At 71.7% G+C, this 15349-nt stretch carries 12 protein-coding genes and 1 pseudogene; 9 read left to right on the top strand and 4 right to left on the bottom strand.

The window, feature by feature from the left end; translation table 11 throughout:
• Positions 1 to 124: 124 nt before the first annotated feature.
• Positions 125 to 934 (bottom strand): annotated as a pseudogene (locus J116_RS20205) (potassium channel family protein); the annotation flags it as partial.
• A 66-nt stretch (positions 935 to 1000) separates the two neighbouring features.
• Complete coding sequence (gene aceE / locus J116_RS20210) at positions 1001 to 3748, bottom strand: pyruvate dehydrogenase (acetyl-transferring), homodimeric type (RefSeq protein ID WP_023588888.1); 2748 nt, start codon at positions 3746 to 3748, stop codon at positions 1001 to 1003.
• Positions 3749 to 4156: 408 nt separating this feature from the next.
• Between aceE and J116_RS20215 the strand changes: the two genes are divergently transcribed.
• The 6 genes from J116_RS20215 to J116_RS20240 all read left to right on the top strand — a co-directional run bounded on the left by J116_RS20215 (position 4157) and on the right by J116_RS20240 (position 9057).
• Entirely contained in the window at positions 4157 to 4594 is a 438-nt protein-coding gene (locus J116_RS20215) for a DUF3052 domain-containing protein (RefSeq protein ID WP_010472178.1), read from the top strand.
• A 105-nt stretch (positions 4595 to 4699) separates the two neighbouring features.
• Positions 4700 to 5158, top strand: a complete 459-nt coding sequence (locus J116_RS20220) for a peroxiredoxin (protein ID WP_023588889.1) — start codon at positions 4700 to 4702, stop codon at positions 5156 to 5158.
• Between the two features lie 196 nt (positions 5159 to 5354).
• On the top strand, positions 5355 to 5930 hold the full coding sequence (locus tag J116_RS20225; protein ID WP_028964299.1) for a TerD family protein: 576 nt from the start codon (positions 5355 to 5357) through the stop codon (positions 5928 to 5930).
• 451 nt (positions 5931 to 6381) lie between these two features.
• The gene (locus tag J116_RS20230; protein ID WP_023588891.1) at positions 6382 to 6957 is read left to right on the top strand and encodes a TerD family protein; all 576 of its coding nucleotides are present in this window, start codon (positions 6382 to 6384) and stop codon (positions 6955 to 6957) included.
• 100 nt (positions 6958 to 7057) lie between these two features.
• Positions 7058 to 8203, top strand: coding sequence for a DUF475 domain-containing protein (locus J116_RS20235; RefSeq protein ID WP_023588892.1), 1146 nt, complete (start codon positions 7058 to 7060; stop codon positions 8201 to 8203).
• Between the two features lie 116 nt (positions 8204 to 8319).
• A complete protein-coding gene (locus tag J116_RS20240; protein ID WP_023588893.1) occupies positions 8320 to 9057 on the top strand; it encodes a TerD family protein in 738 nt (245 codons plus the stop codon).
• Positions 9058 to 9118: 61 nt separating this feature from the next.
• On the opposite strand, the gene J116_RS20245 is transcribed toward J116_RS20240, so the two are convergent.
• Positions 9119 to 10063, bottom strand: coding sequence for a TerD family protein (locus tag J116_RS20245; protein WP_028964300.1), 945 nt, complete (start codon positions 10061 to 10063; stop codon positions 9119 to 9121).
• Positions 10064 to 10306: 243 nt separating this feature from the next.
• On the opposite strand from J116_RS20245, the gene J116_RS20250 reads away from it, so the two are divergent.
• The 3 genes from J116_RS20250 to J116_RS20260 all read left to right on the top strand — a co-directional run bounded on the left by J116_RS20250 (position 10307) and on the right by J116_RS20260 (position 14930).
• Positions 10307 to 11494 carry an HpcH/HpaI aldolase/citrate lyase family protein gene (locus J116_RS20250; RefSeq protein WP_023588895.1) on the top strand — a complete coding sequence of 396 codons (1188 nt, stop codon included), beginning with the start codon at positions 10307 to 10309 and terminating at the stop codon, positions 11492 to 11494.
• A 65-nt stretch (positions 11495 to 11559) separates the two neighbouring features.
• Complete coding sequence (locus J116_RS20255; protein ID WP_023588896.1) at positions 11560 to 14076, top strand: phosphoribosyltransferase; 2517 nt, start codon at positions 11560 to 11562, stop codon at positions 14074 to 14076.
• Positions 14073 to 14930 carry an HAD family hydrolase gene (locus J116_RS20260; RefSeq protein ID WP_023588897.1) on the top strand — a complete coding sequence of 286 codons (858 nt, stop codon included), beginning with the start codon at positions 14073 to 14075 and terminating at the stop codon, positions 14928 to 14930. Before J116_RS20255 ends, J116_RS20260 begins: the two co-directional genes overlap by 4 nt.
• A 138-nt stretch (positions 14931 to 15068) precedes the next feature.
• On the opposite strand, the gene J116_RS20265 is transcribed toward J116_RS20260, so the two are convergent.
• Positions 15069 to 15278, bottom strand: coding sequence for an FmdB family zinc ribbon protein (locus J116_RS20265; protein WP_023588898.1), 210 nt, complete (start codon positions 15276 to 15278; stop codon positions 15069 to 15071).
• Positions 15279 to 15349 lie beyond the last annotated feature (71 nt).

Raw genomic sequence — 15349 nt, forward strand, 5'->3', positions numbered from 1 at the left:
GGCCCACGGTCCCGGGTGACCCCGCCGGACCGGCCGGGTCCACCACCCCCGGTGCCTCGGGTGACCCCGCCCGGCCCACGAACCCCGCCCGGTCCGCCGCCCGGGGCACCCTGGTCGGCTCGGGTCCCTCTGCCCGGCCGACGCCATCCGGCGGCTCCGGTGGTCTCGGCCGGGCACCTGGCGGGTCGTCGTCCCTCGTGAGCGCCGAGGGGGCGGCGGAGAGCCGGGCGACCTCCGCCCGCAGCTCTCGCACCTCGTGCGTCAGTGCCTCCAGCAGGGCCGTCCGGTGCCGCTCATCGGCGTCCTCCCGCTCGAAGCGGGCGATGAACCACGCGGCGATGTTCGCCGTCACCACACCCAGCAGCGCGATACCCGACAGCATCAGTCCCACCGCCAGCAGCCTGCCGAGCCCGGTCTTCGGCGCGTGGTCCCCGTAGCCCACGGTCGTCATCGTCGTGAACGACCACCACACCGCGTCGCCCAGCGTCTTGATGTTCCCGTCCGGCGCGTTCCGCTCCACCTGGAGCACCGCGAGCGAGCCGAACATCAGCAGGCCCGCCACGGAGCCCGCCACATACGTCGTCAGACGCACCTGTGACGCCATCCGGGCCCGCTTGCCCACCAGCAGCAGCGTCGAGACCAGCCGCAGCAGCCGCAGCGGCTGGATCAGCGGAAGCAGCACCGCAAGGAGGTCCAGCCAGTGAGTGCGTACGAACACCCGGCGCGACGGCGCCAGGTAGAGCCGCATGCAGTAGTCCACCGCGAAAGCCGCCCACACCAGCCACTCCACGCCCTGGCACAGCCGGTGCACCCACGGGTCCGCCCCGGGGGCCACGATCGGCACCGCGTACGCGACACCGAACGCCACCGCCAGGACCAGCAATGGCCGCTGCGTGTGCCCCTCCCACCTGACCTGCGCCGTCGCCTCTTTCATGCCGGGCATCGTAAAGGGCGGGCCGAGGCCCGGGCGCCGGCGCACCCGGACCCACCGCGCCACGGATCAGGCGTCGCCGCCGGCCGGACCGGGGTCGGCAGCGGAGACGTCCAGCAGCTGGTAGCGGTCCACCGCCTGCTTCAGCGCCGAGCGGTCCACCTTGCCCTGCCGTGCCAGCTCCGTCAGCACGGCCAGCACGATGGACTGCGCGTCGATGTGGAAGTACCGGCGGGCGGCGCCGCGCGTGTCCGCGAAGCCGAAGCCGTCCGCGCCGAGCGAGCTGTACGGGCCCGGCACCCAGCGCGAGATCTGGTCCGGCACCGACCGCATCCAGTCCGAGACGGCCACGAACGGACCGTCGGCACCCGACAGCTTCCGCGTCACGTACGGAACGCGGGGCTCCTCCTCCGGGTGCAGCAGGTTGTACTGCTCGGCCTCCACCGCGTCGCGGCGCAGCTCGTTCCACGACGTCGCCGACCACACGTCCGCGCGGACGTTCCACTCCTCCGCCAGGATCCGCTGCGCCTCCACGGCCCAGGGAACGGCCACGCCGGACGCCATGATCTGCGCCGGGATGGAACCGGCCTGGCCGGTGCTGAACCGGTAGACGCCCCTGACGATGCCCTCCGCGTCCACGTCCGCCGGTTCCGCCGGGTGCTGGATCGGCTCGTTGTACACGGTGAGGTAGTAGAAGACGTCCTCGCCGTGCGGGTACTCCTCCGAGGAGCCGTACATCCGCCGCAGCCCGTCCTTCACGATGTGCGCGATCTCGTACCCGAAGGCCGGGTCGTAGGCGACGCACGCCGGGTTCGTCGAGGCCAGCAGCTGCGAGTGGCCGTCCGCGTGCTGGAGGCCCTCACCGGTCAGCGTCGTACGGCCGGCGGTCGCGCCCAGTACGAAACCGCGCGCCAGCTGGTCGGCCATCTGCCAGAACTGGTCACCGGTGCGCTGGAAACCGAACATCGAGTAGAAGACGTATACGGGGATGAGCGGCTCGCCGTGTGTCGCGTACGCCGAACCCGCCGCGGTCAGCGAAGCCGTGCAGCCCGCCTCGGAGATGCCGTCGTGCAGCATCTGCCCGGTCGGCGACTCCTTGTAGGCGAGGAGCAGCTCCCGGTCCACGGCCTCGTACTGCTGGCCCAGCGGGTTGTAGATCTTGGCGCTCGGGAAGAACGAGTCCATGCCGAACGTGCGGTACTCGTCCGGCGCGATCAGCACGAACCGCTTGCCGATCTCCTTGTCCCGCATCAGGTCCTTCAGCAGCCGCACGAACGCCATCGTCGTCGCGATCGACTGCTGCCCCGACCCCTTCTTCACCGCCGCGTACACCTTGTCGTCCGGCAGCGTCAGCGGCTTCGACCGCACGACGCGCGTCGGGACGTACCCGCCCAGCGCCCGGCGCCGGTCGTGCATGTACTGGATCTCCTCCGAGTCCCGGCCCGGGTGGTAGTACGGCGGCAGGCCGGACTCCAGCTCGCTGTCGGGGATCGGCAGGTGCAGACGGTCGCGGAAGCGCTTCAGGTCGTCCACCGTCAGCTTCTTCATCTGGTGGGTGGCGTTGCGGCCCTCGAAGTTCGGACCGAGCGTCCAGCCCTTGACCGTCTGGGCCAGGATCACCGTCGGCTGGCCCTTGTGGGCCTTGGCCGCCGCGTACGCCGCGTAGATCTTCCGGTGGTCGTGGCCACCGCGCCCCAGGTGCAGCAACTGCTGGTCGGTCATGCCCTCGACCATCGCGCGCAGGCGGTGGTCGTCGCCGAAGAAGTGCTCACGGATGTACGCGCCGGACTCCGTGGCGTACGTCTGGAACTGCCCGTCCGGCGTCGTGTTCATCTTGTTGACCAGGATGCCGTCGCGGTCCTGGGCCAGCAGCGGGTCCCAGGAACGGTCCCAGACCAGCTTGATCACGTTCCAGCCGGCGCCCCGGAAGACCGACTCCAGTTCCTGGATGATCTTGCCGTTGCCCCGCACCGGACCGTCGAGGCGCTGGAGGTTGCAGTTGACGACGAAGGTCAGGTTGTCGAGGCCCTCGCGGGCGGCCAGGGTCAGCTGCCCCAGCGACTCCGGCTCGTCCATCTCGCCGTCACCCAGGAAGGCCCACACGTGCGACCGCGACGTGTCCGCGATGCCACGCGCCTCCATGTAGCGGTTCATCCGCGCCTGGTAGATCGCGCCCAGCGGGCCCAGGCCCATGGAGACCGTGGGGAACTCCCAGAAGTCCGGCATCAGCCGGGGGTGCGGATACGACGAGAGGCCGTCGGGGTACTTCGACTTCTCCTGGCGGAAGCCGTCCAGCTGCGTCTCGCTCAGCCGGTCCAGCAGGAACGCGCGGGCGTAGATGCCGGGCGAGGCGTGACCCTGGAAGAAGATCTGGTCGCCCCCGTCACCCTCGTCCTTGCCCCGGAAGAAGTGGTTGAAGCCCACGTCGTACAGGGAGGCGGAGGACGCGAAGGTGGCGATGTGACCGCCGACGCCGATCCCCGGGCGCTGCGCCCGCGAGACCATCACGGCGGCGTTCCAGCGAGTCGCGTTGAGGATCTTGCGTTCGATCTCCTCGTTGCCGGGGAAGAACGGCTCGTCCTTGGTGGCGATGGTGTTGACGTAGTCCGTGCTGCGCATCTCGGGCACGGCCACGCGCTTCTCGCGGGCCCGCTCGATCAGCCGGAGCATCAGATAACGAGCGCGCTCCCGCCCCCGTGCGTCCACGGCGGCGTCGAGGGAGTCGAGCCATTCCTGGGTCTCTTCCGGATCGAAGTCCGGGACCTGGCTGGGAAGGCCGCCAATGATGATCGGATTGCGATCGGTTCCGGAAGCCACGCTGTTCCTTCGCTGTCGATGTGTCTACGGCTGATGGCATGCGGGACGGTGTGTCGGCTTTGCGGTCGCGTCGCCACCATCGTGTACCCCATGGACGCCCACGTCATCTCTACCGAGGGGTAACCCGCTTTCGCCGGGTACGGCAGCGGCGTCCGGGGCGGCGGCCGGGCCCCCTGGCGGGCACGGGTCGCATACAACCCCCTAAAGTGGGTCAAGAGGTGTGGTGTGTGTCACGACCGGAGGAGGGCGGGTACCCGGAGTTGCGGCAGGACGGCCCCAAAAGTCACCGTTTCGGCGGTCTAGGTCGCCGGGTACTTGCGCGATCCGTCCAGCACGTGTGGACTACGCCCAATGCCACGCGTACGCGCGCGGCCGAAGCACTTTCCCATCATGATCAGGAGGCAAGCCGTGAGCGCGACCGCGGACCACGCGGAGGAGCGGACCAACCCGGCCGCAAGGCTGGGGTTCGAGCCCGGACAGGTGGTCCAGGAGATCGGCTACGACGACGATGTCGAGCAGGAGCTCCGTGAGGACATCGAGGCTGTCATCGGCCAGGAACTCGTCGACGAGGACTACGACGACGTCGCGGACGTCGTGCTGCTGTGGTTCCGCGACGAGGACGGCGACCTCACGGACGCGCTGGTCGACGCCATCGGCCTGATCGAGGAGGGCGGCCAGATCTGGCTCATGACGCCCAAGACCGGGCGTGACGGCTACATCGAGCCCAGCGACATCAACGAGGCCGCCCAGACCGCCGGCCTCTCCCAGACCCGGAGCATCAACGCGGGCAAGGACTGGGTCGGCAGTCGCCTGGTCAGCCCCAAGGCGGGCAAGCCCAAGCGCTGACCGCCCGCTCCCGCAGCCGAGAGGTCCCCGCCGAGCACATCGGCGGGGACCTCGTTGCGTAGGGTGGGACCCCAGCGATCCGCCCACCGAAGGGATGCTTTTGCCATGGCGATCGAGGTCGGCACGAAGGCTCCGGACTTCGAACTGAAGGACAACCACGGGCGCACCGTGCGACTCGGCGACTTCCGCGGCGAGAAGAACGTCGTGCTGCTCTTCTACCCGTTCGCGTTCACCGGCGTCTGCACCGGTGAGCTGTGCGCGCTCCGGGACCAGCTGCCGCGCTTCGTCAACGAGGACACCCAGCTGCTGGCCGTCTCGAACGACTCCATCCACACCCTGCGCGTGTTCGCCGAGCAGGAGGGCCTGGAGTACCCGCTGCTGTCGGACTTCTGGCCGCACGGCGAGGTCTCCCGCGCCTACGGCGTCTTCGACGAGGAGAAGGGCTGCGCGGTGCGCGGCACCTTCATCATCGACAAGGAGGGCGTGGTGCGCTGGACGGTCGTCAACGGCCTGCCGGACGCCCGCGACCTGAACGACTACGTCAAGGCACTCGACGCCCTCTGACGTCCCTGGGGCGCGGGGCGGCCACCGTGACGCGTGGGGCCCCGCGCCCTTTCGGCCGTGCATGACCACGGCCGAAACCCCTGGCGCATCGGTTCAAGAGCGTGCTCACGGTGGGAACCCCTCACTAGTATCCAGTCGTTGATCCGATGCCAACGCACGACGGGGGCGCTGCCCCTGGAAACCAATGGAGGGACTCGTGGGAGTCAGCCTCAGCAAGGGCGGCAACGTCTCGCTGACCAAGGCCGCACCCAACCTGACCGCGGTCACGGTCGGTCTCGGCTGGGACGTCCGGACCACCACCGGTACGGACTTCGACCTGGACGCGAGCGCTCTGCTGCTGAACGCCCAGGGCAAGGTCGCCACCGACGGCAACTTCGTCTTCTTCAACAACCTGAAGAGCCCGGACGGCTCCGTCGAGCACACCGGCGACAACCTCACCGGTGAGGGCGAGGGTGACGACGAGCAGATCAAGGTCAACCTCGCCACGGTCCCGGCCGACGTCGACAAGATCGTCTTCCCGGTCTCCATCTACGACGCCGAGACCCGTCAGCAGTCCTTCGGTCAGGTGCGCAACGCGTTCATCCGCGTCGTGAACCAGGCCGACGGCCAGGAGCTGGCGCGCTACGACCTGAGCGAGGACGCCTCGACGGAGACGGCGATGGTCTTCGGCGAGCTGTACCGCCACGGCGCGGAGTGGAAGTTCCGCGCCATCGGCCAGGGTTACGCCTCCGGCCTGCGCGGCATCGCGCAGGACTTCGGCGTGAACGTCTGAGCCGTACCGCAGTTCCGCCCGGCGCCGCACCCGTCCGTGCGGCGCCGGACGTGCGGTCCCACGCCGCACGGCGCGGACCGGTGCGGCGACGGCGCGCGGTGCGCATGGCCGCTCGCGGCCTCACCGCGCCGACCGGCGCACCGCACGCGGGCCGCACGCTTCAGGGCATACGGCACGAGGCACCGACCGGCACACCGTACGGACACCGCACCGACCGGCACGACCCGCGCACCGCACAGCACCCAACGGCCCGGACGCCGCACAGCACCGACCGGTACGAACGGCGCACGGGCACCGCACCAACCGGCGCACCGGCCATCACCGCACGCACGGCACGCGGCCCCGCGCCACGGCACGCGGGCACGGCAGCGCACGGCGCGTCGCACGGGCTCCGCACGCGGCGCCACGGACGCAGGACAGCAGCAGTACGTCACCGGGGAGGATCATCGTCATGGGCGTCACGCTCGCCAAGGGAGGCAACGTCTCCCTCTCCAAGGCCGCACCCAATCTGACCCAGGTGCTGGTCGGGCTCGGCTGGGACGCGCGCTCCACCACCGGAGCGCCCTTCGACCTCGACGCCAGCGCGCTGCTCTGCCAGTCCGGCAGGGTCCTCGGCGACGAGTGGTTCATCTTCTACAACAACCTCACCAGCCCCGACGGCTCCGTCCAGCACACCGGCGACAACCTCACCGGTGAGGGCGACGGCGACGACGAGTCGCTGATCGTGGACCTCAGCGCGGTCCCCGCCCACTGCGACAAGATCATCTTCCCGGTCTCGATCCATGAGGCCGACAACCGCGGCCAGACGTTCGGCCAGGTCAGCAATGCGTTCATCCGCGTCGTCAACCAGGCGGACGGCCAGGAGCTGGCGCGCTACGACCTGAGCGAGGACGCCTCGACGGAGACCGCGATGATCTTCGGCGAGCTGTACCGCTACGGCGGCGAATGGAAATTCAGGGCCGTCGGTCAGGGGTACGCGTCGGGGCTCCGGGGCATCGCTCTAGACTTCGGGGTCAATGTTTCCTAAAGCTCGTCTCAGGGTTCGCTCAAGGCCCGGCGCAATCGGCGTGGAGGAGCCCCTCCCGCAGGCTTCGCCCGGGGGGACCCCCAACACGATTGGGTAGTCAGTGGTTCTGAAAACCTTCGGCTGGTCGTTCGCCGTCACGGCGCTCGGCCTCGCTTTCGCCGCCTGGCAGTGGGGGTGGGAGGCGTTCGGGATCGTACTGATCCTGTCCATCCTCGAGATCTCCCTCTCCTTCGACAACGCGGTCGTCAACGCCGGAATCCTCAAGAAGATGAACGCCTTCTGGCAGAAGATCTTCCTGACGATCGGCATCCTGATCGCGGTGTTCGGTATGCGACTGGTCTTCCCCGTCGTCATCGTCGCGATCAGCGCCAAGGTCGGCCCCATCGAGGCCGTGCAGCTGGCGCTCGACCAGCCGAAGCAGTACGAGGACCTGGTCACCGACGCCCACGCGGCCATCGCCGCCTTCGGCGGGATGTTCCTGCTGATGATCTTCCTCGACTTCATCTTCGAGGAGCGCGAGTTCCAGTGGCTGGCCTGGCTGGAGCGCCCGCTCGCCAGGCTCGGCAAGATCGACATGCTTTCGGTCTGTGTCGCGCTCATCGTCCTCCTCGTCAGCGCGATGACGTTCGCCACCGAGGCGCACACCAGCGCGGGCCATGCCGACAAGTCCGCCACAGTGCTGCTCTCCGGCGTCGCCGGCCTGATCACGTACCTGGTCGTCGGCGGCCTCTCCGGCTACTTCGAGAACAAGCTGGAGGAATCGGAGGAGCGGGAGCACGAGGAGGAGGAGAAGGCCAAGCGGCAGGGCAAGCCGGTCTCCGCGGTCGGCCTCGCCGGAAAGGCCGCGTTCTTCCTCTTCCTGTACCTGGAGGTCCTGGACGCCTCGTTCTCCTTCGACGGTGTCATCGGCGCCTTCGCCATCACGAACCACATCTTCTGGATGGCGCTCGGCCTCGGCATCGGCGCCATGTACGTCCGGTCGCTCACCGTCTACCTGGTCCGCCAGGGCACGCTGGACGAGTACGTGTACCTGGAGCACGGCGCGCACTACGCCATCGGCGCCCTCGCCGCGATCCTGCTGATCACCATCCAGCACGAGATCAGCGAGCTCATCACCGGCACCATCGGTGTGTTCCTGATCGCCGCGTCCTTCCTCTCCTCGCTCCGCCGCAACAAGCGCATCGCGGTGGCCGAGGGCGGTGCGGGCGGCCCCGGCGAGAAGGCCGAGGTCTCGTCCGGAGCGTGACGGTCACCGCACGCGCCGGGGTGTGAGCACCCCGGCGATGCGGAACGCTTCCTTGCGGGGCGGCCGGGGCGCTCCCGGCCGCCCCGCCGCGTATCCGTACACCTTTGGGGGGTGGCATGGCCTTCTGGGACAGCCTGCGGCAGAACAGGACGGCGCAGTTCGACACGGGCAGCGCCGCGACCAACGCGATCGACCTGACCAGGCGGCGCCCGACGCTCTCGCTCACCAAGCAGGGCGCCACGAGCGGCAATCTGCGCGTCAACCTCTCATGGAAGATGCGCACGTCCGACTTCGACGACAGGTCCCGGCAGAGCGGCCGGCTGCTGCGGCATCCGCTGAAGTTCTTCCAGCCCGAACCGGTCCAGGCCCACACGCGGGCGGTGGCCAGCGTCGATCTGGACATCGGGTGCCTGTACGAGCTGGCCGACGGCTCCAAGGGGGTCGTCCAGCCGCTCGGCGGCTACTACGGCGACCTCAACGACCCGCCGTACGTGAAGCTCAGCGGCGACGACCGGTTCGGCTCCTCCGGGGAGACGATCTTCGTCAACCTCGACCACCGCGACGACTTCAAGCGGCTGCTGTTCTTCGTCTACATCTACGACCAGACGCCCGCCTTCGACCGCACGCACGCCATGATGACGCTCTACCCGAGCAGCGGCCCGCGCATCGAGATCGAGCTGGACGAGCGCGCGCCCGAGGCCCGCTCCTGCGCGGTGTTCCTGCTGGAGAACGTCAAGGGCGAGCTGCTGGTGCGGCGCGAGGTGAAGTTCGTCTACGGCTTCCAGGGCGAGCTGGACCGGATGTACGGCTGGGGCATGCAGTGGGGCCGCGGCTTCAAGGCCGGGGCGTCCTGACGGCCACACCGCCGCCCGGTCCGCCGCGCCCCGGTCCGTCCGCCCCGGCCCCGTACCGTGCTCAGCGCTGGAACTGGGGGCCCATCGGCGGCAGCTGGAAGTACGGGTCGGGGACGGGCGACCCGGCGGCCGCAGCGGCGGGCTGGGGCGCCGCGTGCGGGTAGCCGTACGCGGGCTGCGGGTACCCGTAGGCGGGCTGCGGCGCGCCCGCGTGCGGGTAGCCGTACGCGGGCGGGGCGGTCGGCGGCGGGGGCACCGGGGGAGCGGCCGGAACGGGTACGGAAGGGACGGCCGGGGCCGCCGTGGCGCCCGAGCCCGGGCCGGGTATCGCCTGCGTCGCGTCATCGGGGACGGCGCTCGGGGCCGCACCGGCGGGGCCCGACGGCTCCGCGACCGGCTCACCCGAAGCGCCCGCGGACTGCTCCGGGACCTCGGAGCCCTCCTCGGCGGCCTCCTCCTCGACCGAGATGCCGAACGCCGTGGCCAGCCCGATCAGCCCCGTCGGATAGCCCTGGGCCACCGCGCGGAACTTCCACGCCTCGCCCCTGCGGTACAGCTCGCCGCAGATCATGGCGGTCTCCTCACCCGTCTCCGGACGCACATGGAACGACGCCAGCGCCTCGGCGCCGTCGCCCGCGGCGGCGTCGTACAGCACGATCCGCAGGTCCGGCACGTGCGCGAAGGTGCCGCCGTCCGAGGACGCCGCGATCACCACCTGCTCCACGGACGGCTCAAGGCCCGCGAGGTCCGTCTCGACCGTGTCGGTGAGCCCCTCCTCCACGCGCTTCTTCGCCAGGCGCCGCACCGCCCCGGAGGGGTGCCGCGGCTGGTTGTAGAAGACGAAGTCCTCGTCGGAACGCACCCGCCCGTCCGGGCCGAGCAGCAGGGCCGAGGCGTCCACGTCGGGGACCTCCGGGCCAGGGGTCCAGCACAGGACGGCCCGTACGGCCGCGGCGTCGAGCGGGACGTTCGAGCCCTTCAGCATCTCGTGCGTCATGCCCGTCATCCTGCCTGGCCACCCGCCCGGCCGACAACGCGGGGGCCGGTCCCGGGCGTGCCGACCGCCCCCTACGGCCCGGCCCGCCCCGTGCAGCATCCGCCGACCGGCCCGTACGGTACCCGGAGTCGGCCCCGATGTCGCTCGGCGTTCATATCGACGGGGAACCGGCGACACTTGTCCTTACGTACTATTACCGGCCACATGTCATCGGGCCGGAGGCAGAACGTCACGGCAGTTCGGGGAAAGCGCATGCGTCATTTCGGGCATATCTCGCCTGCTGCTCGGGCCGGACTGTTCCATCAGGAGCCGTGCGCGTTCGACAGCCACTCACCGGCCGGCGTCCTCGCGGCCGCGCTCGGCGCCACCCTCTACAGCCCCGCCACCCGTCCCACCCTCGCCGACGACATCTGCAAGCAGGTCGGGCGCGGGGTCGTGTCCATGGTGCTCTGCCTGGAGGACTCCATCGGTGACGCGGACGTCCCGTTCGGCGAGGAGAACCTCGTACGCCAGCTCACCGACCTGGCCGGGCGGGACTGCGAGCCGCCGCTGCTGTTCGTCCGCGTCCGCGAGCCCGAGCAGATACCCGACCTGGCGCGCCGCCTCGGCCCCGCCGTGCGGCTGCTGTCCGGATTCGTACTGCCGAAGTTCACCGAGAAGCGCGGCACGCCCTTCCTGGAGGCCCTCGCCACCGCCGAGGCGGAACCCGCCACGGCCGACGCGCTCGCCGGGCGGCCGCTGTACGCGATGCCCGTCCTGGAGTCGCCCGAGCTGCTGCACCTGGAGACCCGCGCCGACACCCTCGCCGGGATCGCCCGCTCCGTCACCGCCCACCGCGACCGGGTCCTGGCGCTGCGGCTCGGCGTCACCGACTTCTGCTCCGCGTACGGGCTGCGCCGCTCGCCCGACATGACCGCGTACGACGTGCAGATCGTCGCCCATGTCATCGCGGACGTCGTCAACGTCCTCGGCCGCGCCGACGGCAGCGGCTTCACCATCACCGGACCGGTGTGGGAGTACTTCCGCCTCCAGGAGCGGATGTTCAAGCCGATGCTGCGCCGCAGCCCCTTCCTGGAGGGCCGCGCCGAGGCCCTGCGCACGGCGCTGATCGAACACGACCTGGACGGGCTGCTCCGCGAGATCGAACTGGATCGGGCCAACGGCCTGCTCGGCAAGACCTGCATCCACCCCTCGCACGTCCAGCCGGTGCACGCCCTGTCCGTGGTCAGCCACGAGGAGTACAGCGACGCGCGGGACATCCTGCGCCCGGAGCGCGACGGCGGCGGCGTGATGCGCTCGGCGTACACGAACAAGATGAACGAGGTGAAGCCGCACCGCGCCTGGGCGGAGCGGACGCTGCGGCGGGCCGAGGTGTTCGGCGTCGCCAAGGCGGACGTGGGCTTCGTCGAGCTGCTCGCGGCCGGCCTGGCCGTACCGTGAGCCGCGCCCCTGACCAGGCACGACACCTGTACCCGAGAGAGAAGAGGCACGTCATTCACGGCACGGTGTGGACGGGAACATGGGTCGCCGGGCGGCTCGGGGTCGAGCTCTCCGCGCGAGGGGGCGACGACGAGGAGCTGCGCGGCCTGCTGGGGCTCGCCCTGCGGGACAACCCGAAGCGGGCGCATCTCCTCGTCTCGCACGTGCTGGGCAAGCACGTGCCGCGCAGCCCCGCCGTCGTGCGCGGCTCCGGGTACGAGCTGGGACGCCGCGTGCGGGGTCTGCTCGGCGAGGCGGAGGCGCGGCGCGCGGTCGTCGTCGGGTACGCGGAGACGGCGACCGGCCTGGGCCACTGCGTCGCCGACGGCCTCGCCCACGCCCCGTACCTGCACTCCACGCGCCGCCCCGTGCCCGGGATGCGGCAGGCGGCCGGGTTCGAGGAGGCGCACTCCCACCACACCTCGCACCTGCTGCTCCCCGAGGACCCCGAGCTGCTGGCGGGGCCGGGGCCGCTGGTGCTGGTGGACGACGAGTTCTCGACCGGCAACACCGTCCTGAACACCGTGCGGGCGCTGCACGAGCGATACCCGCGCGAGCGGTACGTGATCGTGGCGCTGGTGGACATGCGGTCGCCGGAGGACCAGGGGCGGCTGGCGGGGTTCGCCGCCGAGATCGGCGCGCGGGTGGACCTCGTGGCGCTCGCCGCCGGGACGGTACGGCTGCCGGACGGCGTCCTGGAGAAGGGCCGCGCCCTGGTGGCCGCGCACCAGCGGCCCGCGCCTGACGTGACCGGTGACGTGGCCGCCGTACGGCGCTTGGACCTGGGGTGGCCGGCCGGGCTGCCGGACGGGGGCCGCCACGGCTTCACCCCGGAGCACCGCGCCCGCCTGGACGCCGCCCTGCCGTCGATGGCGGCGCGACTGGCGGAGGCGCTGGGGCTGGGGCTGGGGCTGGAGGGCGCGGACGCAGGGACGGGCGCGACCGGGGTACCTGACGCCCTCGCCGCGCCCGCCGCGCCCGCCGCGCCCGCCGCGCCCGCCGCGCCTGACGCCCGCGCCCCGCGCATCCTCGTCCTCGGCTGCGAGGAGCTGATGTACGCGCCGCTCGCCCTGGCCGCCAGGCTGGAGGAGCTGGTCCCGCACGCCGACGTGCGGTTCTCCACCACCACCCGCTCGCCCGTGCTGGCCGTGGACGACCCCGGCTACGCCATCCGCACCCGCCTCGTCTTCCCCGCCCACGACGACCCGGCCGACGGCCCCGGCGACCGGTACGCGTACAACGTCGCCGGCGGCGGCTTCGACGCGGTCGCCCTCGTCGTGGACTCGACCGCCGACACCCCCCTGCTCCACGCCCCCGACGGCCTCCTCGCCCAGCTCGCCGCGCACGTCCCGCGCGTCGTGCTGGCCGCCGTCCCCTCGTACGTACCGGAAAGAGCCGGCATGCTGCCCGAGCCGCTGCGCGGACCCGCGTTCTCCTCCTACGCCCCCGACGAGGTCGGCTGGCTCATCCAGGACCTGTCCGGGGTCGAGCTGGAGGCCCCCACCGAGGAGCGAGAGGAGGCCATCCAGAGCGGCGGCGCCCACTACGCCGAGTCGCTGCCCGTCGAGTACCAGCCGAGCGACGACTACCAGAAGCTGTTCCGTTCCGCGCTCGACGCCTCCGCCGCCCGGATCGCCCGCGCGGTCGGCGTCGTCACCGAGACGGTCCTCGCGGAGCGCTCCCCGCGCCCCGTGCTGGCCTCCCTCGCCCGCGCGGGCACCCCCGTCGGCGTGCTGATGCGCCGCTGGGCCCGCCACCGGCACGGCCTGGACCTGCCGCACTACGCCGTGTCCATCGTGCGCGGCCGGGGCATCGACACGAACGCGCTGCGCTGGCTGCGCGCCCACCACGACCCGGCCGACGTCGTGTTCGTGGACGGCTGGACCGGCAAGGGCGCCATCACCCGCGAACTGGCCGCCGCCCTCGCGGACTTCCCCGACTTCGACCCGGAGATCGCCGTACTGGCCGACCCCGGCTCCTGCGTACGCGTCCACGGCACCCGCGAGGACTTCCTCATCCCCTCCGCGTGCCTCAACTCCACGGTGTCCGGACTGATCTCCCGCACCGTCCTGCGCGCCGACCTCGTCGGCCCGGACGACTACCACGGCGCGAAGTTCTACCGGGAGCTCGCGGACGCCGACGTGTCGAACGACTTCCTCGACGCCGTGTCCGCGCGCTTCGACGAGGTCGCGGACGCCGTCGCCGCCGACACGGCCCGGCTCCTCGCCGCCGACCGCACCCCCACCTGGGAGGGCTGGGCGGCCGTCGAGCGGATCAGCGAGGAGTACGGCATCCACGACGTGAACCTGGTCAAGCCCGGCGTCGGCGAGACCACCCGGGTCCTGCTGCGCCGCGTCCCGTGGAAGGTCCTCGCCCAGCGCGGCGCGGGCGCGGACCTGGACCACGTACGGCTCCTCGCGGACCAACGGGGCGTACCGGTCGAGGAGGTGGACGACCTGCCGTACACCTGCGTCGGGCTCATCCACCCCCGGTACACGCGCGGCGCGACCGGCGCCGACGGCCGGGCGGTGACCGCCCCGTGAACCGGACCGCGACCGGTGCCGCGACGCCCCGGCCCGCGCTGATCGCCAGCGACCTGGACCGCACGCTCATCTACTCGACGGCGGCCCTCGCCCTGACCGCCCCGGACGCGGAGGCGCCGCGCCTGCTGTGCGTGGAGGTGTACCAGGGCAAACCGCTCTCGTACGTCACCGAGGCGGCCGCCGGACTGCTCGACCAGCTGGCCCGTACGGCCGCGTTCATGCCGGTCACCACCCGGACGCGCGAGCAGTACCGGCGCATCCAGCTGCCGTGCCCGACGCCCCGGTACGCGATCTGCGCCAACGGCGGCCACCTGCTGGTGGACGGCGAGTCGGACCGCGACTGGCAGGCGGTCGTCGCGGCGCGCCTCGCCGACGAGTGCGCCTCGCTGGACGAGGTGCGGGCGCACCTGCTGGCGGCGGCGGACCCGGCGTGGCTGCTGAAGGAGCGGGTCGCGGAGGACCTGTTCGCGTATCTGGTGGTGGAACGGGCGCTGCTGCCCGACGGCTGGGTCGCGGAGCTGTCCGCCTGGGCGGAGGCGCGCGGCTGGACGGTGTCCTTGCAGGGCCGGAAGGTGTACGCGGTGCCGAAGCCGCTGACGAAGAGCGCGGCGGTACGGGAGGTGGCGCGCCGCACCGGCGCCCGCACCGTCCTGGCGGCGGGCGACTCGCTGCTCGACGCGGACCTGCTGCTGGCCGCCGACCGGGCGTGGCGGCCGGGCCACGGGGAGCTGGCCGACACGGACTGGCGCGCGGGCCATGTCGAGGTGCTCGCCGACCGGGGCGTGGCGGCGGGGGAGGAGATCCTGCGCCGGTTCCTGGCGGCGGCACGGACGGCGGCGGCAGCGGCGGCGTGAGGCCTGGGAGCGGGGCCCCGCTTTTCTGGGGCCGTCGTTCACCGTGCCGGGTGGCCGTCCTGGTCGGCGTGGCCCGGTCGGGCCGTCGCCCCGGTCGGGTGGCCGTCCCGGCGGGTCGCCCCGCCCGGGGGCGGGCCGTCAGCCGCAGCAGCCGCCCCCGCAGCACCCGCCGCCGGCGGGCCGGGCGGGTGCGGCCGCGGCCGTACCGCCGACCGCGACGGTGGACAGGAGCTTCACCGTGTCGTCATGCCCGGCCGGGCAGGCGGCGGGCGCGGAGGACTCCGCCATGGGACGGCTCAGTTCGAACGTGTCGCCGCAGGTGCGGCAGCGGTACTCGTAGCGAGGCATACGGAAAGACTAACGACCGCCAGCGCCCCGCAGCAGACCACCGGCATCAGCGATCGCGGCATCAGTGGACC

Source organism: Streptomyces thermolilacinus SPC6 (assembly GCF_000478605.2).
GTDB lineage: Bacteria > Actinomycetota > Actinomycetes > Streptomycetales > Streptomycetaceae > Streptomyces > Streptomyces thermolilacinus.